Origin of the sequence: Rathayibacter sp. AY1D2 (assembly GCF_002932695.1) — a bacterium.
Classification (GTDB): Bacteria; Actinomycetota; Actinomycetes; order Actinomycetales; family Microbacteriaceae; genus Rathayibacter.
Map to the genome: position 1 here is coordinate 23,638 of NZ_PSVX01000034.1, position 20,639 is coordinate 44,276.

Genomic DNA, 20,639 nt, shown 5'->3' on the forward strand with positions numbered 1-20,639 from the left:
CGATACGACGGCACCCTCGCGGCGGGCTGCGCGCGGGCAGGGCGAAGCTCCGGCCCCGGTAGCGGCGGTCGCTCAGCGCCCGACGCTCACCAGAGAGCGCACAACCCCGCGCACCCGGCGCCGAGAGGGGAAGAAGATCGAGATCCCGCACGGCGGGAAGAAGAAGAGCCAGGGGACGGCGCTGCGCCGTCCCTTGCGCCCGAGCATCCGAGGGTGGCTCGGCCGCGGCGGCGGTGAGGCCGTCAATGTCACGGCCGCAGACGAGTTCCGCGGGACGACCGTGCAGGTGTGCGGGCTGTACCCGTTCTCGGTCGGGACGGGTACGCCGATGATCGGGGTGCCGCTGGGGAAGAACCTCTCCACCGGCGCGTCCGTCTGCTGCGACCCGATCAGCTGGTTCCAGCGCGCGAACCTCATCAGCAACCCGTCGATGTTCGTGCTCGGCAAGCCCGGCCTGGGGAAGTCCTCGCTGACCCGTCGCATGGCCGTGGGCCTCGCCGGATACGGCACGATCCCGCTCGTGCTGGGCGACTTGAAGCCGGACTACGTGGATCTGATCGAAGCCCTCGACGGGCAGGTGATCCCTCTTGGCCGTGGCCGCGGGTACCTGAACATCCTCGACCCCGGCGAGGCGTCGGAGGCGGCGCAGCGCCTCCGGGACGAGGCCGACCGCTCGCTCGAGCGGGCCGACGAGCTCGCGCACCAGGTCGACGCGCTCGGCGTCTCCGACGACACCGCGGCGATGATCGCGGAGGTCGGCCGGCTGCGCAAGCACGCCGCGAAGGTGCAGCGCCTCGCGCACCAGGTCCTCGCGGACGCCCACGGCCGCCGGCACACGATGGTCGCCGCGCTGCTGACGATCCTCCGCTCCCAGCCGCCGAGCGACCGTGAAGAGACGATCATCGACCGGGCGCTGAAGTACCTGGACGAGCACCACCAGGGGGTGCCGGTCCTCGCGGATCTGCTGCGCGTGATCCAGGAGGCGCCGGACGAGGTTCGTCAGGTCGCGTTGGACCGCGGGAACATCGAGAAGTACAAGGACGTCACCGAGAACCTCGAAGCCTCCCTCATCGGCCTCACCACCGGTGGACGCCTGGGCGAGGTGTTCTCGAAGCAGACGACCACGCCGATGCGCCGGGACCGGCCCGTCGTCTACGACGTGTCCTCGATCGACGACTCCGAAGGCGACCTCCAGGCCGCGATCCTCCTCGCCTGCTGGTCCGCCGGCTTCGGGACCGTCAACGTCGCGGCCGCCCTCGCGGACGCGGAGCTCGAACCGCAACGGCACTACTTCGTGATCCTGGACGAGCTGTGGCGGGCGCTGCGCGCGGGTAAGGGCATGGTCGATCGCGTCGACGCGCTCACCCGCCTGAACCGTGCGCGCGGCGTCGGCCTGGCGATGATCAGCCACACCATGTCCGACCTCCTCGCACTGGCCTCCTCGGAGGATCAGATGAAGGCGAAGGGCTTCGTGGAACGCTCCGGCATGGTCATCTGCGGCGGCCTTCCGGGCGCTGAGATGCCGCTGCTGACGTCAGCCGTGCCGATGTCGATCGCGGAGCAGGGGATGCTCACCTCCTGGCAGGACCCGCCCGCCTGGGACCCCGTGTCCGGGCACGAGTCCGAGCCTCCCGGCCGCGGCCGCTTCCTGATCAAGGTCGGCGGACGTCCCGGTATCCCGGTGCGCGTCGAGCTGACCGCAGCAGAGAAGGAGGTCAACGACACCAACAAGCTCTGGCACGCGACCTCCCGCGCGGGACGTGCGGCGGAGCCACTGCCCACCGATCCCGTGAACGTTGAGATCCTGCCGTGAGCGTCCTCGTCGCTCTCGGCGCGAGCTGCGTCGCGGCCGGCGCCGGCGGGGCCGCGATCAACAGCGCGCTCCGCGCCCGCCAGCGGACGGCGGACCGCGACCGGTTCCTGCTCACGATCTGCTGGACCGGCGTCGGGCTCATGGCGAGCTTCGTCGCCTGGGACCAGTGGGACCGGGTGATCGCGTGAGCTGCCCGTCGACGCTCGCCTTCGAGGGCTACCGCTGGACCTGCCAGCGGTCCGCTCCGGGGGAGCACGGCTTCCACACGACGGATCTTCCCGTCTCCTTCGCGGAGCGGTGCCTCGCGGTCCTCTCCTGGGGGACCTCGCACCAAGCAGCCGCCGACGACTGCACCCCGCAGTGGACCGGCCCGATCTACACGGAGGAGTCCGCATGAGCGCCACCGCCAACAACCGCCGCCGCGAGCCCGGCAAGGCAGGCAACGACGGCCTGATGCTCGGCGCCGCCCTCGCGGCGATCGCTGTGATCGGCATCGTCTGGGTGGCCGTCGCGGTCGGGTCGCAGCTTGACGGAGTGAACGAGGGCCTGCCCTCCGATCCGTTCGAAATCATCTCGGGCCTGTTCCGCGGCCGAGTGGTGTGGTCGACGTCCGCAACGATGATCGCCGCGGCCGCCGTCGCCGTCATCGTCCTTGTCGGCCTCTGGCTCGTGTGGATGCGCTCACTCGGACGGAAGAACCGCTCAAGCGTCGACCACGCCGCCCGATACATGGCGACGCCGCGCGATCTGGCGCCGATGATGCGCAAGGAAGCGTTGAAGAAGTCCGCCCGCCTCGGTGTCGCTGAGAACCCCGGCGTCCCGGTGGGGCGGCTGCACCTGGGGAAGCAGATGCTCTACGCCTCGTTCGAGGACATGATGCTGCTGATCGCCGGCCCGCGCGTGGGCAAGTCGACCTCCCTCGTCATCCCCGCGATCATGGCCGCCCCCGGCGCCGTGGTCACGACGTCGAACAAGCGCGACGTGCTCGACGCAACCCGCGACGTGCGCGCCGCCAAGGGCCACGTGTGGGTCTTCGACCCGCAGCGGGTCGCGTTCGAGGATGCGACCTGGTGGTGGAACCCCCTCTCCTACGTCACCGACGACACGAAGGCCGCGAAGCTCGCGACGCACTTCGCCTCCGGCACCCGGGCAATGAACGCGAAGACCGACGCCTACTTCGACGGCAAGGGCCAAGAGCTGCTGTCCGACCTGCTGCTCGCGGCCGCGGCCGGGAACCGGCCGATCAGCGACGTGCTGCTCTGGCTGACCTCCGTCGAGGACGAGACGCCCGTCGAGCTCCTGCACGACAACGGCTACCCGACGAACGCGCGAGCGGTCCGCGGCATCATGAACACCGCTGAGAAGGCCCGCGATGGGATCTACTCGACCGCGCAGGGCATGGCGGTGTGCTTGAAGAGCGCCGCGACCGCCGACTGGGTGAACGCCCGCCCGAACGACACCCGCCAGCAGTTCGTCCCGGAGACGTTCGTCACGTCGACCCAGACGCTGTACTCGCTGTCGAAGGAGGGCGCCGGCACCGCCGGACCCCTCGTCACTGCCCTGACCGCCGCGACCATCGAGGCCGCGGAGGAGCACGCCGCGCGCTCCCGCGGAGGCCGGCTGGCGACGCCGCTCGTCGCCGTTCTGGATGAGGCCGCGAACGTGTGCCGGTGGAAGGATCTGCCCGACCTGTACTCGCACTACGGCTCGCGCGGGATCCCGATCATGGCCGTGTTCCAGTCCTGGTCGCAGGGCGTCGGCGTGTTCGGCAAGGAGGGCATGCTCAAGCTGTGGTCCGCCGCGAACGTGAAGCTGTATGCCGGCGGCGTTGCGGAAGACGAGTTCCTGCGCACCCTCTCCGAGCTGATCGGCACCTACGACAAGGAGACCACCTCCGCCAGCTACAACAAGGGCGTGCGGTCGACCACCTCGGCGCTGCGCCGAGAGAAGATCCTCGAAGTCGCCGACCTCACCAGCATGGGCCGCGGACGCGCGATCATGCTCTCCTCCGGCTCCCGCGCCGCCCTCGTCGACACCGTGCCCTGGTACAACGGCCCGAAGGAGCAGGTCGCCGCGATCAACGCCTCCATCGCCGCCCACGACGCCAGCAGCGGACCGGCGAACTCCGCGCCGGTGTCGCCCGTCGTGACGGTCATACCTCCGCTCGAGGCGCAGCCAGCGGCGGACGTCGACGTGGACCAGGACGCGACTCTCCGGGGTGAGCGATGAGCGACGAGGACCTGTTCGACGTCGACACGGATGCGTTCTCGGCCCCGGTTCGACCCGTCAATTTGCACCCCGTCGAGGCGGAGGCTGAGGACGAGGAAGAGGTGCCGGCGACGTACTTCGGATCCGCCGACGAGTGGGTCCGGAAGTTTCTCCGGCCCTCTTACCGACGCCGGGTGACGGCAAAGGGCCAGGCGGCCGGCGATCGGTGGGCGGCTGAGTGGTGGAGCAGCGTCGAGGCGCTGACCCGCATCGAAGCCCTCTGGCGGATGTGGGAAGAGATCCGCACCAGCGCCGGCTCACTCAGCGCCTACTGGATCAACCACCTCGACCCGCACATGCGAGTCCTGCTCTCACCCAGCGGACCGTTCGCAACGTCAACTGACGAGAACCGGCCAGGCGACATGCTTCCCTACACGGCACCGCCGACCGGGATGTTCCCGCCGGACGCGCAGGTCTGATGTCTGATCACCGAAGAAGCCGTGACCTAAACGTCGGAAGAGCCGATCAACTCGAAGACGCCGTGACCGAATCCTTTGACCGACGCGGTGTTCCTGCTGAGGGTGACTCCCTCACCTGTGAGCAGGACCGCTGACGCAGCGATGCTGAGGTCGACGCTCGCCGCCTCTCGACGAGGGTTGATGACGACGAGGTGGGTGCCACCGCGAAGATAGGCGAGGGGGTATCCCGCCGCCAGGATCTGTCGCGACGCATTGGTGCGCAACGCAGGCGTGCTTCGACGAAGCATGACGAGCTCGCGGACGAAGTGCAGGAGCGAGTTCGGATCGGCCAGCTGCTTCGCAACGGTCGGCCGGGCTGGGTCGGGATCCTGCGGCAAGTAGAGGTCGGCTGTCGGCGCCGTGGAAAAGCCTGCGTTGGGGAGCCGGTCATCCCACTGCATGGGGGTGCGGCAGCCGGCGCGGTTGAAGCGCGGGTCCCAGACGCTGCCCTCGGTGTCCGGGAGCCCGTCGAGGTAGCGCATGCCGATCTCATCGCCGAAGTAGATCGACGGGATCGATCCCCAGGTCAGGAGGAAGAGGAAGGCGGCACGCAGCTGCTCACCTGTGCGCGAGCCGGCGGAGAGGCGGGAGAAGTCGTGGTCGGCGGTTGGCAGGACGAGCAGTCGATCGGCGCGACCTGCTCGACGCGCGGGAAATCAGGCCCCTCCTCGCCGAGAGCGCCCGCGGCATCGAGTTCGCTCCCGCGACCGCCGAGGTCGCTGCACCGATCATCAATCGGATCGGGCTCACGACCGGACTCGAGCGGCTGACGCTCCTCCTCGAGCTCCTCACGCTGCTCGCTCGCTCACCCGCCGGCGACCGCACCCCGCTGGCGACGGAGTTCTTCATGCCGCAGCTCGATGACCGCGCGGCCGCGATCGTCGACATCGTCCTCGAGTACGCCTTCGCCGGCCACGCCGGCCAGGTAAGCGTCGGCGAAGCAGCGGACCTCGTCGGCATGCACGAGGCGACGTTCTCGAAGTACTTCAAGAAGGCCACCGGCCAGAACTTCATTGAGCTCATCCGCAAGCTCCGCATCGCCCACGCAGGGCGCCTCCTCACGACGACGACGCTGTCCATCGCGGCGGTCTGCTACGAGGTCGGCTACACCAACCTCTCGAACTTCAACCGGCAGTTCCTGGCCGAGAAGGGCGTCACACCCCGCCAGCACCGACGGGACGCCGGGGAGGCGTCAGCGTAGGCGACGGCGGCAGCAGCGACCGCAAACTGCCATGCCTCTCCAGGTGCGCGGCACCTAAACTGACATAATCTCGCTTATGAGAAGCGGCAGTGGGAAGCGCCCGGGGGAGCGCGCAAGCCCTATACCGCCTTCGACGGGCTTGCGTACCGTCGCTGACGACCCGCACCACTCCTCGAGGCACCGGACCGGTGCAGAACAGGTGACAGCACATGACTCGCGAGCAGAACATCGCCTCCCAGCAGGCCTTCGGTGAGGCGGTCAACGCCGGCGACTTCGCCGCGTTCGACGCACTCGTCGCGCCCGACTCGGTCGATCACGACCCGGCGCCCGGCCAGGCACCCGGTCCAGAGGGATACGCCGCGTTCTTCGGCGACCTGCGGACCGCGTTCCCCGACATGGCACTCGAGGTCGAGAAGCTCGTCGCGGACGACGACAGCGTCGCGTTCGCCTACACGCTGACCGGCACGCAGACCGGTGTGTTCCAGGGCCACGCGCCGACGGGCAAGTCCGTGAAGATCCGCGGCATGCAGATCAGCACCTTCGTCGACGGCAAACTCGCCGAGCGCTGGGGAAGCAGCGACGAGCTCGGCATCCTCACGCAGCTCGGCCTCGCACCCGGCGCCTAGCCGGCGGGACTCCGACGGGTTCCGAAGCTCGTGTGCAACCACACCTCGGAGCCCGTCGAGCGGAGTATGTGCGAACAAACTGACATAACGTAGATTATCGGAGATATATCCCAAGTAGAAGGGGAGGTCTGATCGAGGCGTCACCAGCTGCACCTCACTCTCGTTCTCAGCGAACCACGGTCCGGGCAGGACGTCATCCGGGCCGTCCGCGGCTTCCCCGAGGTCGAGCAGCTGCACTCGACTCTCGGCACCTGGGATCTCGTCGTACAGCTGCGGACGGCGACGACGGCCGAGCTCGACGCCGTCCTCGAACGGATCAGGGCAATCCCGGGCGTCAGGGACACGCAGACGAGCCTGCTCGTGAACTCCCTCACCGGCCAGTAGGCCGCGGCGAAAGCGGCCCGCTCGAGCAGGATGGGCCGACCGCGGACTCCTTCGAGGAGTGCTTGGAGAACTCGGCAAACTACGCGGACGACGACACTGTGTCAGTTCGCGTTACGGATCGCGACGAAAAGATCTTCAACAGCGGCTACGACCGAGCCCTCCGATCCAGTCGGGAACCCGAGCCCGGTCACAGCCACGGCGAAGTCGTCGTCCCATCGCCAGCACTCCGAGTTCGAGTACCCATCACCCTGGGGATGAAGTGCGCAATGGACGTCTCCGACTGTGATCGGATCGGTGACGGCGTCGCCGCTGTTGCCGGCCTTGAACCACTCCCATTCGGTCTCGGCTAAAGCGATCGCCGTGGTGCCCGTAAATGTGTAGATGATGCTCGGATAGTGATCGTTCGGGTCCGAGTCGTACGTCATGTGTTTCACAGTCAGTCGTTGCGGGTCACCAAAGCGCGACTTGGCAAGGCCGATCAGCCCACTCATGTCGTCGGGTGCCGATTCCGGGGGAACCGCTTCGAAGGACATCGTTCTGTCTGGAACCAGCAAAGGTGTGGTCGATGGAGTGTCACCTTCGGAGCTGGGGTCTTCGCCGTCATCGATGGTGGCGGCACCTCCGTCACTGGGGCTGGTGGGTCCAGGCAGGCTCGCCTCGATCTCCGTGCCCTCAGCTCGCGGGAACCACGCGGGGATCACCAAGGCAACGACGGCGGCGAGGGCGACCACCGTGAGGGGCAGAGTCTTGCGGCGACTCGTGAAAAGGGCCGAGATGCCCCAGCCGAGCAACGACCCAACTCCCGCGAGCAGCGCAGTACCGAGCACGCTCGTGAGCTCGCTGGCCAGAGCGATGGCGACCGCAGCGCACGCTCCGACTAGCGCGCCGGCAAGACCGGGGAGCGTCGAGTGCTCGGTGCCGGGATCCGTCGCCATAGGTCGCCAGTGTAGGTGCGCCTCGACGAGCAAGTTGAGCGCTCAGGCCGCCTTGGCGTCGCGCGAACCGCGAATGCCGCTTCGCCGACGTTCAGCGGCGACCGCACGCCGACCGTGCGGTACATGACGTCGTGGAGCGTCCCGAAGTTGGGAAACAGCCGTCGAGGGGGTGGAGCTGCTTCCGAGAGGGGTTGCCGCCCCGTAGAACAGGTACGCGGATCGAACCGAATCCACTACAGGAGGACACCATGACCGACGACCAGATTCTTGCTCTGTTCAACGAGACCTACGCCAACCCAGACGACGCTGGCTTGTTCTTGGACCCAGAGGGCGGCAGCGATGCCTACAACTGGGATTCGTACACCCGTCTCGAGACCGAGGATGCGGTTCAGGAGATCGCACCTGGTGCGAGCGAGGACCAGCTCGCGCGCCTTGCAGCCGAGCTGAACAGTTCATACTCGGCGTGGGTGCGACGTTCTGAGCTGTAACTGCTGAACGAGGGAGGCAGCGAGACGAGCTGTCACAACAGCGCGGCGCGCTGGTGCGCCCCTTAGCCACCGGCTTCTCGTACAGCTCCTGGCATCACCACCGCTTCCGGGAGGTCCCACCCGTCAGAAAAGCGTCGAGAAGTTTCCACCGCGCCTGACATAATTTCGATTATCGGAGCTTTCCTCGTGTTGCCGCGGCTCCGATGGCGGCCACTGGCATGACCCACTAGGCGAAGAGTTGCTGACTGAAGGGGGCGGACAGCGGCGCAACACCGACGCTAAAGTTTTGATTCGTTGGACCAGCCTGGGGAGGTAGCTAGTGGTCAATCACGACGCCGCACCGAGTGCACTCGGGTACTTGCACCAGGTCGACTGGGCGTTATTGAATATGCTCAAAAGCGGACCCGATCGTCCCGATCAGATGATGATGCTCGAGCAGTTTGATGACGTGTCCTGGCAAGACGATGCTGGGCCCACCGAATTATTGCAGGTGAAGCACCATATCAATAAGGGCTCACTAAGCGATCGCTCTGTAGACCTGTGGCGAAGCATTCGGGTCTGGCTTGACGACGCCGTCATGCGGGATATTGATGGACCGATGCTTTGCTTAGTTACCACTGCGACTGCAGCGCCCGCGTCTGCCGCCTCCTTGCTAAAAGTCGATGGCAACCGTAACGAAACCCGCGCCCTGGACCTACTTGACGACGCCGCCCGCTCTTCTCAATCGCAGGACACCAAGGCCGCACGTCAACTATGGCTGGAGCAGCCGAAACCTATTAGAGTAGGAGTTCTCGCGCGCCTTCGGATCCTCGACCAGTCCATCAGTATTGAGGAAGTTGGAGCGGAAACTCGAAGACTACTTTTTTGGGTGAGCCTTCCTGAACCTCAACTGGTACTGTTCGAGGCGCAGCTTCGATCGTGGTGGCACGAAGTCGCAATTGACTTACTCCTTAAGCGGAGGCCTCCCGTGACCGCCTTTCAAGTCCGTGCTCAGGCGGAACGCCTTCGAGACGGATTTACCTCTCGATCTTTACCTCGAACAGTTGGCCGGCCCGTGGCTGAAGAGGCAAGGAGAATTGTCAACCTACACTCCGGAGAGGTTTTCGTTCAGCAACTAGGATGGATTGAGGTACCTACTCGCCTGCTTGAAAGAGCAATTATCGATTTTTGGCGAACGGTAGAGCAGGCGACCGTTTGGGTGTCAAACCACCTCATTGAATTAGCTGAGCTCCAAGAATACCGCGAAAATCTTGCCGAGCAATGGGACCACGCTTGGGATGCGATGCTCCGCGGGTTACCCGACGGAGCCACCGATAAGCAAAAGTCGGACGCCGGATACAGCCTTTGGACTCAGATGCGTGACCGTACAGACCCGTATCTCCGCGCCGATTATGGGGAATCATTTTTTCGAAGTGGAGTACTTTACGAGCTCGCTAACAGCGACGCGTCCGGCCAATGCTACGGCTGGCACCCAGAGTTCGAAGCGATGCTTCGCATGCTTACAGTCGAGCGTGTCCCGTGAGCGGGCATGCCTCGGAGCCTGTCAAACCCGTCATGGAGCTTCCGTCGTGGGATTCCCGACACCCGAGCATCGCGACGATGCTGAATCCAGCTCTTATCACTGTCGTTCTCGCTGCCGCAGCCAATCGGTATCAGGCAGAGGGAAGCTCAGGCATGCCCTGGGAACTCAGTTTCCTCGTCGCGCCCATGTCGTTTCATCATGACACTCGGAAGGCGCTTCCGAGTAGGATCGATTCGCACCTTCCAAAGTGGGTGGAGCGCAATCCGGTGGTTCTCGCGGGACTGGCGCCTCGTGCTCGCGCAATGGCCCCGCATGTTCGAGAGGGCCTGCGCTATGGGCTGCGAACTCCGACACTGCAGATTGACGCGGAGGGACAGCTACACGGCGAGCTGTTCGGTCGCCTTCCACGCAAGAACGGCGCCGACGTACCGGACATGGTGAAGGCCGCCTCGTTCCTTGGCAAATGGTTCGCGACGGTCGGGTCGTCCGCAACAGTGTTTGCGATCCTCGGCGTGACACCATAGCTCCGTGCAGCTTTTGCGAGTGGTCCTCTACAACGAAGACGGACGAACCAGAACCGTTGAGTTCGAACCCGGCGTCCTGAACGTGATCGTCGGGAACTCCGGTACCGGCAAGTCGGCGCTGCTGGACATCGTCGACTACTGCATGGGACAGGACGATGCGCCAGCGTTCCCGGGGATCATCGGCCACACGTGTAGCTGGGTGGGCTGCCTTTGGAGCCTCGACGGAGGTAGCCGCGTGTTCGTTGCGCGACCCCGTCCATCGAAGGGCAAAGCCACGTCCACCGTCGCTGCCATCCGCCTCGGTGGGAACGACCTCGCGGAACTCTCGTTTGCGGAGCTCGAGGTGAACCTCAACTCTGACCAGCTGCGAGAGCAACTGGGAGCTCTGGTCGGGCTGAACGATATTCGCGTCGCCCGCTCGGATGCTGATGGTGAATCCATGACCGTGACGCTTGGCACGGCAAGCGTCTTTTCTTTCCAGAACCAGGACGAGATCGCTGGCAAATCGCAGCTCTTTCACCGCGCTCAGGACCCTCAACTCCGGCGGCGACTTCAAGACGCTTTTCCATTTTTCCTCGGCGCGGTCGATGGCGATCAGTCGAAAAGACAGGCGGACCTTCGCGCCGCTGAATACGTTCAAAAACAGCAGGAGGCAGCGCTCGCCCGGGCAGAGGACGACGCGGAACGCGTCGAGGCGGATCTCCGGGCGCTCCTGCATGAGGCCTATACCGTGGGCCTGATTTCTGCCGAAGCCGAGTCACCAGATAGCCGGCGGCTCGTTCTCGAACTACTACGATCAGCGGTCGCGAACACGGACGAAGAACCGGTCGACACTACAACGGCCGATAGGTCGCAGGAGCTCCGGCAGCGTCAAAGACAGCTTCGCAACCAGCTCGCGACGGTGATGGAGAATCGAACCCTTTTGCTCGAGGCGTCATCTGGAGCGTCGGGGTATGAATCTGCCATCAGCCAGCAAGCTGGGCGCTTACAGAGCCTACAGCTGGTCGGTGACTCAGATGGTGGACAGCTTGAATGCCCCGTTTGTCGACAGGCGCTTCGAGGCGATGATCCCCTCCCCGAGCAGTTGACCCATCGACTTACGCGGCTACGCGCTGACATCGAGCACCTCATCACTGCCACCCCAGGCCGCCAGCGCGCATTAGACGAAACGCAGGGTCAAATCGATCAACTCAGAGGGGAATTGGTGGCAGTGGATGCCGCTTTAGTCACAACTCAAATAGCTAGCACATCTGGCACAGATCGACGGAGTGACGCAAGCCGACGCGCCTTCATCCGCGGTCGAATCGACGCCACCCTACGCGGTACCCGCCCGGTCGACGAGGCTGCCCTCGCCACATTACGCGAACGGCTTCAGGCAACAGGTTTGCGAGTGTCTTCTCTCCGCGAGCAACTGGACGACGCCGAGGTTGCGGAATTGCTCGAGTCGCTTCTACATATTATATCGGAAGACATAACCAATTACGCCGCGCGACTTGGCGTAGAGAATGCAGGCCGAAGTGTGCGTCTTGATGTTCGCAAGTTGACCATTGTGGCCGACACTCTCGACGGCCCAAGGACGCTTAGGCAAATTGGAAGCGGTGGTAATTGGGTTGGCTATCATATCGCAGCGCATCTCGCTCTCCATCGGTTCTTTGTGCAGCAGAAACGACCAACTCCTCGAATTCTAATGCTTGATCAGCCGTCGCAGCCATTCTCGGAGGGTAAGCAACGAGAGGGGAACACGGACCCTGACGCGGTTCGTCGAGTCTTTGAACTCCTTCGCGACATTGCCTCCGAACTTGCCCCCCGACTCCAAATCATTCTGTGCGAACACGCCGAACTTGACGACGCATGGTTCAAGAGTGCTATCCGGGAGACGTGGCGCGGCCATGGACTCATACCTCGGGACTGGGCCGATGAGGAGGAATGGTCCTACTTTGAATCCGGGAAATCGCGGTCTGCCTGAGGAGCCTCAGAAGCGAGAACGGACGAGCCTCCCGAAGCCGATCTCCTAGATCGTCTTTAGCGACGTGCTTATTGCCGGGGCCGTCACTATCCGTGGGACTGGTGAGGGGGCTGCAGAAACTCTCGACCTCGTCGGCGTCTCGTGACGTCGCCCGAGCTGTCGGAGGAGTACCGCGTTCGTCTGCGATCGCTGATCTGGTCGACGTATCTCTTCCGTGAGCTGAGCGGCATATGGGATGAGGGCGCTGTTCTGTGGCAACTAAATGGGCGCTGGACGCTGTCTACGGCCTGTCTGAGGCCTACTGGATGTTGTCCGGGCAAGGGGAGGCGAGGCTGTCGCAGCAGGATGACCGCGTCGCCTCCCTCACCTCGACGGCCGGTGAGAAAATTGGTCGCCTTCTCGCCGCTCGCGGCGCAATGACTCACCGTATTCAACGGTCCATCGCCCTCAGCCCAACACGGGGCCTGCCGTACGGTTTCGCAAGCCTCACCGACTGGGTCTGGGCGGAGCAGTCTTGGCCAATCCCTGCGCGTCGCGCGCGTCGCGCTCGCTGGTACGTCGAGCACGTCAGCCGGCGCCCGCTTTGGGTCGCCTCCGACGAAGCCGAGTACTGGTTTGTTCGCAACAGCCCGATCCCGCTGCTGCCGGTGACCCAGAGAGCATCGATGACTGGGTCTACAAAGTCGGACCGCGCTACAAGGAGTGAGGCGAGTCGACGGCTGCGCCGACATGTAGGCCTGAAAACCGCGGATTGCTCAATAGTCCCACAAGCTGTGGGACTATTCGTTGGCTTCCCCGCTGACGTCGATGGCGGCGATGATGCGCTGCTCGTCGGGGAGCGCGAGGCGCTCTGCGTCGGGGAGGGCGTCGTAGGTGTAGGTCGCGACGGCGATGGGTGATGCTGCCTGGCTGAGGGCGTAGCGGACGATGTGCTCGTCCTTGTCGCCGCAGATCAGGATGCCGATGGTCGGGGCGTGGCTCGGGCGTCGGAGTCGTTCGTCGACGAGGGCGATGTAGAACCCGAGCTGGCCGGTGAACGCGGGCTCGAAGTCGCCCTTCTTCAGCTCGACTACGACGTACCGGAGCTGTTCGGTGTGGAAGAAGAGCAGGTCGAGGTAGAAGTCCCGGCCGCTGACGTCGAAGTGAACCTGGCGGCCGGCGAAGGTGAATCCGGTGCCGAGCTCCTGCAGCGTCTCGGCGATCCGGTCGAGGAGCGCGTTCTCCATGTCGCGCTCGGCGGCGTCTTCAGTGAGGTTGAGGAAGTCGAAGACGTAGGGGTCCTTGGCGATCTCGCGTGCGAGGCCGGAGTCGGCGGGCGCGAGCCGGTCGACGTAGTTCGACGGTGCGCGGCCGGCGCGCTCGAGGGTCTGGTTCTTGACGTGGGTAAGGAGCATCGAGCGCGTCCAGGAGTTCTCGGCCGCGGCGGCGGCGTACGCTTCGCGCGCGTCGGGGGCGGAGAGCTTGTCGAGGAGCAGTCGGACGTGGCCCCAGGGCAAATGTCCCACAGCCTGTGGGACTTTCTCTCGGTCAGGCCAGGCGGCGGCGAAGGCGCGCATGTAGAAGAGGTTGCTGCGGGACAGTCCGGTCATCGCGGGGAACTCTCGGCGCAGGTCTTCCGCGAGCCGGTCAAGGACTTTCGTGCCCCACGGCTCCTTGGCCTGCTGGTCGAGGATCGCGTGTCCGAGGTCCCAGTACAGGCTGATGAGCTGCGCATTCACGGTGCGCTGAGCGCGCAGCTGCGCGTCCTGAACGCGCGACGTCAGCGAACGCAAGAACGGCTCGTAGCCGTTCGGCAACTCGATGTCGCGTCCGTTCATCCCGCAATTGTCCCGGATCCGCGTCGCGACGCCGACCGCGGCTATGAGGATGGCGTCCAACAAGCTGTTGAACTCCCCCGCAGTTTCTGCGTCGCAGTCGTCGACGGCCGAATGCGACGCGATCTCCATCGACCTAGAGGCGGGATCCTCATCTGCGGCGGCCACGACGAGCACGCCTTCCACTCCGCCCTCAGCCAGACCGGCTCCCCCATGGCCGTCTCCAGCTACACCGACGACCCACTCGTACCGGCAGAGCAGGCGGCGCTACCGACGGCCCAAGGAGATCACTGCAGCGCTCGACTGGCCGGACGGGAGCAGCTGACGGGACGAACCCCTCACCAACGGCGCCGCATCGACCTAGATAGCTAGATACCTATCTAGCTCCTCCAAGATCGGGTGGCACGAGGCCCACCCTCGCTGTGTTAGCGGCCCAGCTTGGATCGTTCGATCTCAGTCCCCTGGCCGCGGCTGCCGCGGGTTGAGGGGACGCGCGTGCGCTTCGTGGGCTCCGCGCCACGTGCGGGAGTGGCGAAGGATGCGTCGACGGTCATCCGCGCGTTCACCTGCTCCACCGGTACGTTCTGAGCCTGCATCGTCGCTGCCGTGTGCGCGCGGCGCTCTGCGCTGTCGTAGGCGAGCTCTCCTTCGGAACGAGCCGCGACCGAACGTCCCTCGTCAGTCGATACCGGAATTTCGTTCAAGGCGCTCTGCGCACTGCTGTCGTCGCGGTAGAGGGCGACCTGAGCCCTGGCATCCTCAGCGAGGCTGCGCAGCTCCTCGGAGCTCTGCGAGGGCGTGCCGCCGGCCTCTGCATCACGGTCGTACTGGGCTGCCTGCTGCTCGAGATCGTCGGCACGTCGTGCGGAGTCGACGGGGACCTCGGACGATGTGATCTGGGTTGAGGCGTCGTTGGCGCGGTCGAGGCGGTCGGCTTCCGCGATCATGACCTGGGCCTCGGTGAAGTCGCGTTGGGATTGTGTTCGCTCGGTGTCTGCTGCGGTGACGGTGGGGCCGCCGGCCTGGTCGGTGCGCCACTCCTGCACGAGAGCCGCACGCGCGGCTTCAGCCACCGCCGGATCCGCCGGCTGCGCGCGGCCATGGTCATCGAAGGCGACGGCTGTCTCAACGCGGTAGTCCTGGTAGCCGACCGGATCGTTGGCGCGCTTCCACTCCTCGGCGACACTCAGCTCGAGCGCGGGGACGTCGCCGGCGACTGCCGCGCGGTAGTCCGCAATGAGCGCTCGTTCGGCTGAGGGATTGGCTTCGAGCGTGTCGCCGACGGGCATCGTGAGACGGTCCTCGTCGTGTCGGTGGTATCCATCAGGCGCCGCAGTGGAGGCCCACTGCTTCGCGAGGTCTAGCTCGGTCGGGGTGTCGCGTGCGATGCCCTGCAGCGTGGCGACGTCGACGCCGAAGCGCTCTTTCGCCTCCGACGCGATCAGTGCGCTGGCGGACGCGATCTGCGGGTCCGCGTCCTTCCACGCGGTCGCCGTCTCCGCGACACGGGCGACGTCGCGCACGCTCGCCTGATCCCACCACTGGGGATCGTTGACGACCGACACGGCCTGTCGCGCGGATGCCCGTTCGCCCTCGTAGCGGGCGGCGAGCTCGCGCGCCTCGATGGCGCTGCGCTGCTGCGCTTCGCGCATCGCGTCCTGGTACGCGCGGGCCAGCTTCTCGCCGAGCTGGATCGCGATGGTGAGCGCGATCCGCGCGGACGAGTTGATGGACTCTTCCACGCCTCCGTCGTCGCCAGCCATAGTGATGCCTCCCCTTCACTGGTGTCGGTCTAGCGGTCGTGTCCGTCGCGCTCGCGCGGCTCGGCGCCGCGCTGCGGAGCAGCGGTCGTGGTGACGTTCGGCTCGGCCTTGGTGAGTTTCGTCGGCACAGGAGTCCCGGTCGCGAAGCTCGCCTGTACCGTCGCGCGGGCGCGGCGGGTGTCCTCGGGCAGGGCGTCCCAGGCGTTCTTCTGGATCTGCGCGCTGTAGCCCTCGTGGACCGTCTTCAGCTGGTTCCGGATCGTCCCCGCGAGCTCGCGGGTACGGCGAGCGTCGCCGGCAGCCTTGTGGGCGTCCATGATCGCGCGCGTGGTTCGCACGATCTGGCGCAGCAGCATGGCCTCCTCGGCGGCCTTGTTCCGCTTCCCGGCGGTCGCGAGGATCAGCATCGTCGTGCCGGCCATCGACGGCATCCCCGCCGGCCGCGGCGTCGACTCATGCGCACGCAGATGCGCGGAGCGGGCAAGGGTCCGTGACGCTTCAGCGAGTGGCCCGGGTGTCGACTCGAGGCGCCGCGACCATGCGGCGTAGGCGCCGGATGCTTCGCGGGCTGCGTGTGCCCAGGTCGCGCGATCGGAGGGGTCCACTCGACTCAAATAGTCGTGCAGCCTCCCCATGTCCTCCGCGTAGGAGGAGTAGAGATCACTGGAGAGCTCGGTCGCTTCGCGGCCGGGCGCGACGGGCTCGTAGCGCCACGGGTTCTTCGCTGTCGCGCGCCACTCATCGACTGCCGTCTGCGCGGACTGCGGGGAGTCCGGCCAACCCTTCCGCAGCTCCGGGAGAGTGAGATCTCGGGCGAGCTTCCCGCCACCGTGCCACACCACCGGCGCACCCTTCTCGGGACGCAAGGCGACCGAGTAGCCGGCGACGACGTCGTCGCGGCCCGCCGCGTAGCGCGGGCGGATGAGCACGCCTGCCTGGCGCATCCGGCGTACGAACTCCGCCTCATCCGCTGACGCTGATGCCGACGAGCGGACCGCGCGCTCGAGTCGGTGAGCGTCGACCTCGACGGCGCCGCGGCGCTGCGCGGACTCGCGCGCGCCGGGCTGCACGCCGCGCTCCCCCAGCTCACGCTCGGGCGCGTGCAACGGTTCGAGCCCGTACTCCTTCTCGAGCTGACGGCTGACCCTCTGCGAGAGCGCCTTGTCGTAAGCGACGTGCGCCTTCGTCCCGTCGGCGCGCACCGCGGAGACAGCGATGTGGATGTGGTCGTTGCCGTTCTTCGACAGCCCGTGCCGCACGGCGATCCACCGGCAGTCGGCTTTCCCGGAGGACTCGCCGGCGAACCCCATCCGGTCCACGAAATCGGTCGCTATCCGTCCCCACTGCTCATCGGTGAGCTGCCCCTCCTCCGCACGCAGCGAGAGGGAGCAGTGCCAGACATCGGCGGCGACGCGCTTGCTGCCGATCTGCTCGCCGGAGTTCTTGTCGAACACCTTCTCCTGGCGGGTCACCTCGACGCCGAAGAAGTTCTTGTACTCGTTCAACTCCGCCGCGATCGCGGCGGCCTCGGCCCGATCGAGGACGCTCTCACCGTGCATCGCCATGATCGCCGGGTCCCCCGCGATCAAGTGCTGTTCGGTGTGCTCGTTCGCGCGCCCCTCCCCCGCGAGGTAGCGCACGAGACCGCCCATGTCCCCGCCGTACGTGACGTTCGGGATCACTGGCCGGCCAGTCGTCGCAGCGTCTCGTTCACCCGCGGCACCAATGCCCGGTACTCCGCCGCCACCTGCACTGCTTCCTCCGGGAAACGGCCCTCGGTGTTCGCGAAGCGAGCGAGCTGATTCATGTTGCTCGAAAGCCGTCCCATCAGAGTCCGCAGCTGCATCAGCTCCGAACCGACCGACTTCCACTCCACGTCCGAGCGCACCTGCGGATCGATCGCCGCCTCGAACATTAACCGCGGCACCGTCACATCAAGAACCTCGGCGCGAGCACGCAACATCGCATCCTCATCCGGGGACACCCGCACGACGTACTTCTTCTCCCGACGCTGCTCCGGCGGAACGTTCGGACGACGCTTCCGACCGAACAACCGGCTCGACTCCGTCATTACATCCCCGTCCTTCGGCCCAGCGCAGCGAACCCGCCAACTAGCGGGGACCATACGACTAGTATGCGCACCGGCCCAGCGCAGCGCCAGGCCGGCAAGCAACTTAGGACACCTATGTTGACAGCTTGCTCCTTCGATTGAGCCGATAACACTTCGATAACCGCAGGTGGTGGGCGCTCGATCCGCGCAGCAGGATCGGGGCATGACAGGCGCAGCGCGCTCCGTTAATCTGCGGGGCATGGCAGACAAGATGATCGACCCCGAATCCGCAGCAGCGTCCGCACGCGAGATCCTCGAGCGCTCGGTCGAGGTGCGTGTGAACGCCGTCCGGTCGTTGGTCGCCGCGACCAACGACGTCGACGCGGCCGAACAGCAGCTCAAGGACGCCCGCGACGCGCACGGCAAAGCATGGGACGCTGCGCTCGCCTCCGGATGGAGCGACAAGGATCTGCGCGCAACCGGCGCCCGCGCTCCGGGCAAGAGCGCTGCGCCGGCACGTGCGCGGCGCAGCTCCCGCATGACCGCTCCGGCGGAGCCGACGCCGGTCGAGAACGAACACCACGACTAGATCGCGGACGCCCCCTGACCACCTGTGCACAGTCCAGCTCTCTCCTCCGGGCTGGCCTGCACACAGGTGGACAGCGGGACCCCGACCGCACCACAGGCGCCCGGCAGGATGACGGAGTGAGCATGACCGAGGATAAGGATCAGCAGTTGCGCACCTGGGCGTTTGGAGACGACGCGCGATCCGCCGCCGTCGAACTCCTCATCCGCTCGGGCCTCGCGGACGAGACCGCCCCGTGGGTGCTGCACGATCGCGCGTGGGACACCTGGGCGATCGACTTCGACGTCCTGCTCGCCGCGGTGACAGCCGCCGCCACAGGCGCCACGGCGGCCGAAGTCTGGACCACGACAGCGCTCGACGCGCACCACTCCACCGCCGACCTCACCCCGTCATCACTGAGTGTGCTGCGCGTTGCTGCCGCACTCAGTAGCGGCGCCTCCCTCGAACTCAGGACGGCACTTATCGACCTCGACCACGACGCGGCCGAGCTGGTCCTGATTGCGATGGCGCACGCGGCCGGCTTCACCCGCGTCACCGTCACCGACGAACCCGAACGCGCCGTGCGGCCACCCCTCGCGGTCTGGCCCGAGTAGGGCGTCCATCGACGTCCCGGAGCGTCGCTAACTCGACTGCGGGCGCGCGGATCAGGTCGCCCTCGAACTCCGCGATCATCGCCAGCACGTCGAACAGCAGCCGCCCGATCGGGTCATTCGGGTCGTGCAGCGACCCGCCAATGTTCAATCGCACTCCCCTGCGCGTGAGCTCGTCCACGATGCCGCGAGCGTCTGTGATCGAGCGGGTGAGCCGGTCGAGCTTCGTCACGAACAGAGTCGAGCCGGCGTCGCACGCAGCTAGGACCTCGCGCAGCGCGGGCCGCACGCGGTTGCTGCCGGTGAGGCCGACGTCAACGTAGATCCGCTCCGCCGGCACACCGGCCGCGACCAGCGCGTCGCGCTGCGCCTGCGCGTCCTGCTTATCCGTCGAGACGCGGGCGCCTCCGACAAGCTCATGACGTCCGCCTACGACCACCAACCGGGCCTCACGCCGACCGCCCCTCGATGGACCTCGAGCTGATCGCGGTCAAGATCGCACTGAACCTCGCGTCATCGGCGGCCTTCATGCCGTAGAACGAAGGGTCACCGTAGGGGGCGAGCACGACCGATCCGCCCTCCTCGAGGACGACCTCGATCGCCCGCCGGATGAAGAACCGGTCGAGCAGCGGCGTCGGCCGGACGGACGCGACCCGCGACCACGGGAAGGTGACCCGCCGCGCATTCGCCTGCGACAGGATGCTCAGCCCGGTCTCGTCCAGATGAACGACCGGGTAGGACCCCATGCTGACGTCCGGGTCCAAGCCCCTCACCAGCAACCGCAGGTGCTGATGGTAGACGCACGCGAAACCCTCCCTCGAGGTCCCGGGATCAAGTTCCGCCACCCTCCGCGCGGATCGCCCGGCTGACGCCCTCGCCCAGAGGAAGAGCCCCACCGCCAAAACCACTAGAGCCCCATCGATGACAGCGACCACCGAATATGACCCGCTCCGGCTCAGAACGAAGAAGTGCTGCGCGACGACGGCACCGACCGCGAGCACGAGCGGAAACCAACGAACCCGGAGAGCAGGAATCGCAGAAACGGTCACGGCATTGGTCATTTGTTCCTCGCTTGTCGCCGAAGTAGCGCCGCAGTCTTCCAGTCCAGATGCGGCTCGCCTGCCTCCCGCAGGATGACACCGGTTCTCGAATCCACCGTAGGAACCGAGATGCGCCCGAACCCCAGGGTCGTGTAACCGGCTTCCTTCTCAGCGGTGACCCTGGATGTGCCGATCGCGAGACAGATCATTGACCAAGCGAGAGCGGCGAAGAACAGCACCAGCGGCACGAAAAGGGGCAGACGCGATCCCGGAGGAAGGACCGCGAACCCGATGACGAGCCAGATCCAGGCGATCGCCTGGGCGAGAGTTCCCCACCCGGTGTTGAGAACACGTGTACGCGCAGACCACCCGGGCAGCACTTCCACCCTCTCCGGCACCAGCGCAGGTTCCCTCTCCGCCCCCGACATCACGCGCCCTCCGTCGGCAGCGCCAGGGCGACGGCGCCAGCGGCGCGCGCATCAGCCCGCTGCACCGCCCGATAGACCGTCGAACGCGCGACCTTGAACTCCGCCGCGAGCTCGGCAACGGTGTAGTTCCCGGCACGATGCTCTGCGACCAGATGCGCCTCGATCTTCGGCGACAGCTTCGGC

The 20,639-nt window shown here is 66.1% G+C and carries 24 protein-coding genes; 14 read left to right on the top strand and 10 right to left on the bottom strand.

Annotated features, from left to right (window positions below):
* The first annotated feature begins 205 nt into the window (after positions 1-205).
* The 5 genes from C5D04_RS18530 to C5D04_RS10455 are packed head-to-tail and all read left to right on the top strand — an operon-like array spanning position 206 to position 4,500.
* Positions 206-1,813, top strand: coding sequence for an ATP/GTP-binding protein (locus tag C5D04_RS18530; protein ID WP_219814056.1), 1,608 nt, complete (start codon positions 206-208; stop codon positions 1,811-1,813).
* A complete protein-coding gene (locus C5D04_RS10440; RefSeq protein ID WP_104292858.1) occupies positions 1,810-2,001 on the top strand; it encodes a hypothetical protein in 192 nt (63 codons plus the stop codon). The genes C5D04_RS18530 and C5D04_RS10440 overlap by 4 nt, the downstream gene beginning before the upstream one ends.
* Positions 1,998-2,210 carry a hypothetical protein gene (locus C5D04_RS10445; RefSeq protein WP_104292859.1) on the top strand — a complete coding sequence of 71 codons (213 nt, stop codon included), beginning with the start codon at positions 1,998-2,000 and terminating at the stop codon, positions 2,208-2,210. The genes C5D04_RS10440 and C5D04_RS10445 overlap by 4 nt, the downstream gene beginning before the upstream one ends.
* The gene (locus C5D04_RS10450; protein ID WP_104292860.1) at positions 2,207-4,042 is read left to right on the top strand and encodes a type IV secretory system conjugative DNA transfer family protein; all 1,836 of its coding nucleotides are present in this window, start codon (positions 2,207-2,209) and stop codon (positions 4,040-4,042) included. Before C5D04_RS10445 ends, C5D04_RS10450 begins: the two co-directional genes overlap by 4 nt.
* Positions 4,039-4,500, top strand: a complete 462-nt coding sequence (locus C5D04_RS10455; RefSeq protein WP_104288556.1) for a DUF4913 domain-containing protein — start codon at positions 4,039-4,041, stop codon at positions 4,498-4,500. Before C5D04_RS10450 ends, C5D04_RS10455 begins: the two co-directional genes overlap by 4 nt.
* 26 nt (positions 4,501-4,526) lie before the next feature.
* On the opposite strand, the gene C5D04_RS10460 is transcribed toward C5D04_RS10455, so the two are convergent.
* The gene (locus C5D04_RS10460; RefSeq protein WP_104292861.1) at positions 4,527-5,021 is read right to left on the bottom strand and encodes a hypothetical protein; all 495 of its coding nucleotides are present in this window, start codon (positions 5,019-5,021) and stop codon (positions 4,527-4,529) included.
* Between the two features lie 125 nt (positions 5,022-5,146).
* Here C5D04_RS10460 and C5D04_RS10465 point away from each other — a divergent pair, with 125 nt between their 5' ends.
* From C5D04_RS10465 to C5D04_RS10475, 3 genes are all read left to right on the top strand, one after another.
* Positions 5,147-5,740, top strand: a complete 594-nt coding sequence (locus tag C5D04_RS10465) for an AraC family transcriptional regulator (protein WP_258068245.1) — start codon at positions 5,147-5,149, stop codon at positions 5,738-5,740.
* A 209-nt stretch (positions 5,741-5,949) separates the two neighbouring features.
* Complete coding sequence (locus C5D04_RS10470; protein WP_056045707.1) at positions 5,950-6,366, top strand: ester cyclase; 417 nt, start codon at positions 5,950-5,952, stop codon at positions 6,364-6,366.
* A gap of 147 nt (positions 6,367-6,513) precedes the next feature.
* The gene (locus C5D04_RS10475; protein ID WP_104292880.1) at positions 6,514-6,750 is read left to right on the top strand and encodes an Lrp/AsnC ligand binding domain-containing protein; all 237 of its coding nucleotides are present in this window, start codon (positions 6,514-6,516) and stop codon (positions 6,748-6,750) included.
* Between the two features lie 101 nt (positions 6,751-6,851).
* Here C5D04_RS10475 and C5D04_RS10480 read toward each other — a convergent pair whose 3' ends face one another.
* Positions 6,852-7,685, bottom strand: coding sequence for a hypothetical protein (locus C5D04_RS10480; protein ID WP_104292863.1), 834 nt, complete (start codon positions 7,683-7,685; stop codon positions 6,852-6,854).
* A gap of 248 nt (positions 7,686-7,933) precedes the next feature.
* Between C5D04_RS10480 and C5D04_RS10485 the strand changes: the two genes are divergently transcribed.
* The 4 genes from C5D04_RS10485 (at position 7,934) to C5D04_RS10490 (ending at position 12,185) form a co-directional block, all read left to right on the top strand.
* Positions 7,934-8,173, top strand: coding sequence for a hypothetical protein (locus C5D04_RS10485; RefSeq protein WP_104292864.1), 240 nt, complete (start codon positions 7,934-7,936; stop codon positions 8,171-8,173).
* Positions 8,174-8,492: 319 nt separating this feature from the next.
* On the top strand, positions 8,493-9,695 hold the full coding sequence (locus tag C5D04_RS17950; protein WP_146078516.1) for an ABC-three component system protein: 1,203 nt from the start codon (positions 8,493-8,495) through the stop codon (positions 9,693-9,695).
* Positions 9,696-9,727: 32 nt separating this feature from the next.
* Positions 9,728-10,219, top strand: coding sequence for a three component ABC system middle component (locus tag C5D04_RS17955; RefSeq protein WP_258068246.1), 492 nt, complete (start codon positions 9,728-9,730; stop codon positions 10,217-10,219).
* Positions 10,220-10,223: 4 nt separating this feature from the next.
* On the top strand, positions 10,224-12,185 hold the full coding sequence (locus C5D04_RS10490; protein ID WP_146078518.1) for a DUF3732 domain-containing protein: 1,962 nt from the start codon (positions 10,224-10,226) through the stop codon (positions 12,183-12,185).
* A 779-nt stretch (positions 12,186-12,964) separates the two neighbouring features.
* Here C5D04_RS10490 and C5D04_RS10495 read toward each other — a convergent pair.
* From C5D04_RS10495 to C5D04_RS10515, 4 genes are all read right to left on the bottom strand, one after another.
* Positions 12,965-14,167 (bottom strand): PDDEXK nuclease domain-containing protein, encoded by a 1,203-nt coding sequence (locus C5D04_RS10495; protein ID WP_308471768.1) that lies wholly within the window; start codon positions 14,165-14,167, stop codon positions 12,965-12,967.
* Between the two features lie 257 nt (positions 14,168-14,424).
* Entirely contained in the window at positions 14,425-15,762 is a 1,338-nt protein-coding gene (locus C5D04_RS10500; protein WP_104347665.1) for a hypothetical protein, read from the bottom strand.
* 29 nt (positions 15,763-15,791) lie between these two features.
* The gene (locus C5D04_RS17960) at positions 15,792-17,414 is read right to left on the bottom strand and encodes a relaxase/mobilization nuclease domain-containing protein (RefSeq protein ID WP_146078519.1); all 1,623 of its coding nucleotides are present in this window, start codon (positions 17,412-17,414) and stop codon (positions 15,792-15,794) included.
* A gap of 26 nt (positions 17,415-17,440) precedes the next feature.
* The gene (locus tag C5D04_RS10515) at positions 17,441-17,833 is read right to left on the bottom strand and encodes a plasmid mobilization relaxosome protein MobC (protein WP_104292870.1); all 393 of its coding nucleotides are present in this window, start codon (positions 17,831-17,833) and stop codon (positions 17,441-17,443) included.
* 202 nt (positions 17,834-18,035) lie between these two features.
* Here C5D04_RS10515 and C5D04_RS10520 point away from each other — a divergent pair, with 202 nt between their 5' ends.
* Together C5D04_RS10520 and C5D04_RS10525 are read left to right on the top strand one after the other, a co-directional pair.
* Complete coding sequence (locus C5D04_RS10520) at positions 18,036-18,401, top strand: hypothetical protein (RefSeq protein ID WP_146078520.1); 366 nt, start codon at positions 18,036-18,038, stop codon at positions 18,399-18,401.
* 116 nt (positions 18,402-18,517) lie between these two features.
* Complete coding sequence (locus C5D04_RS10525; RefSeq protein ID WP_104292872.1) at positions 18,518-18,991, top strand: hypothetical protein; 474 nt, start codon at positions 18,518-18,520, stop codon at positions 18,989-18,991.
* Here the strand turns inward: C5D04_RS10525 and C5D04_RS10530 are convergent.
* The 4 genes from C5D04_RS10530 to C5D04_RS10545 all read right to left on the bottom strand — a co-directional run.
* Positions 18,936-19,427 (bottom strand): recombinase family protein, encoded by a 492-nt coding sequence (locus tag C5D04_RS10530; protein WP_104292873.1) that lies wholly within the window; start codon positions 19,425-19,427, stop codon positions 18,936-18,938. The two genes, C5D04_RS10525 and C5D04_RS10530, sit on opposite strands and share 56 nt — an antisense overlap.
* Before the next feature lie 10 nt (positions 19,428-19,437).
* Positions 19,438-20,049: a hypothetical protein gene (locus tag C5D04_RS10535; protein WP_104248343.1), complete on the bottom strand. Its 612-nt coding sequence runs from the start codon at positions 20,047-20,049 to the stop codon at positions 19,438-19,440.
* Entirely contained in the window at positions 20,046-20,456 is a 411-nt protein-coding gene (locus C5D04_RS10540; RefSeq protein WP_146087857.1) for a hypothetical protein, read from the bottom strand. Before C5D04_RS10540 ends, C5D04_RS10535 begins: the two co-directional genes overlap by 4 nt.
* A partial coding sequence (locus tag C5D04_RS10545; RefSeq protein ID WP_146087858.1) for a helix-turn-helix domain-containing protein occupies positions 20,456-20,639 on the bottom strand: 184 nt, incomplete at its 5' end. The genes C5D04_RS10545 and C5D04_RS10540, both read right to left, overlap by 1 nt.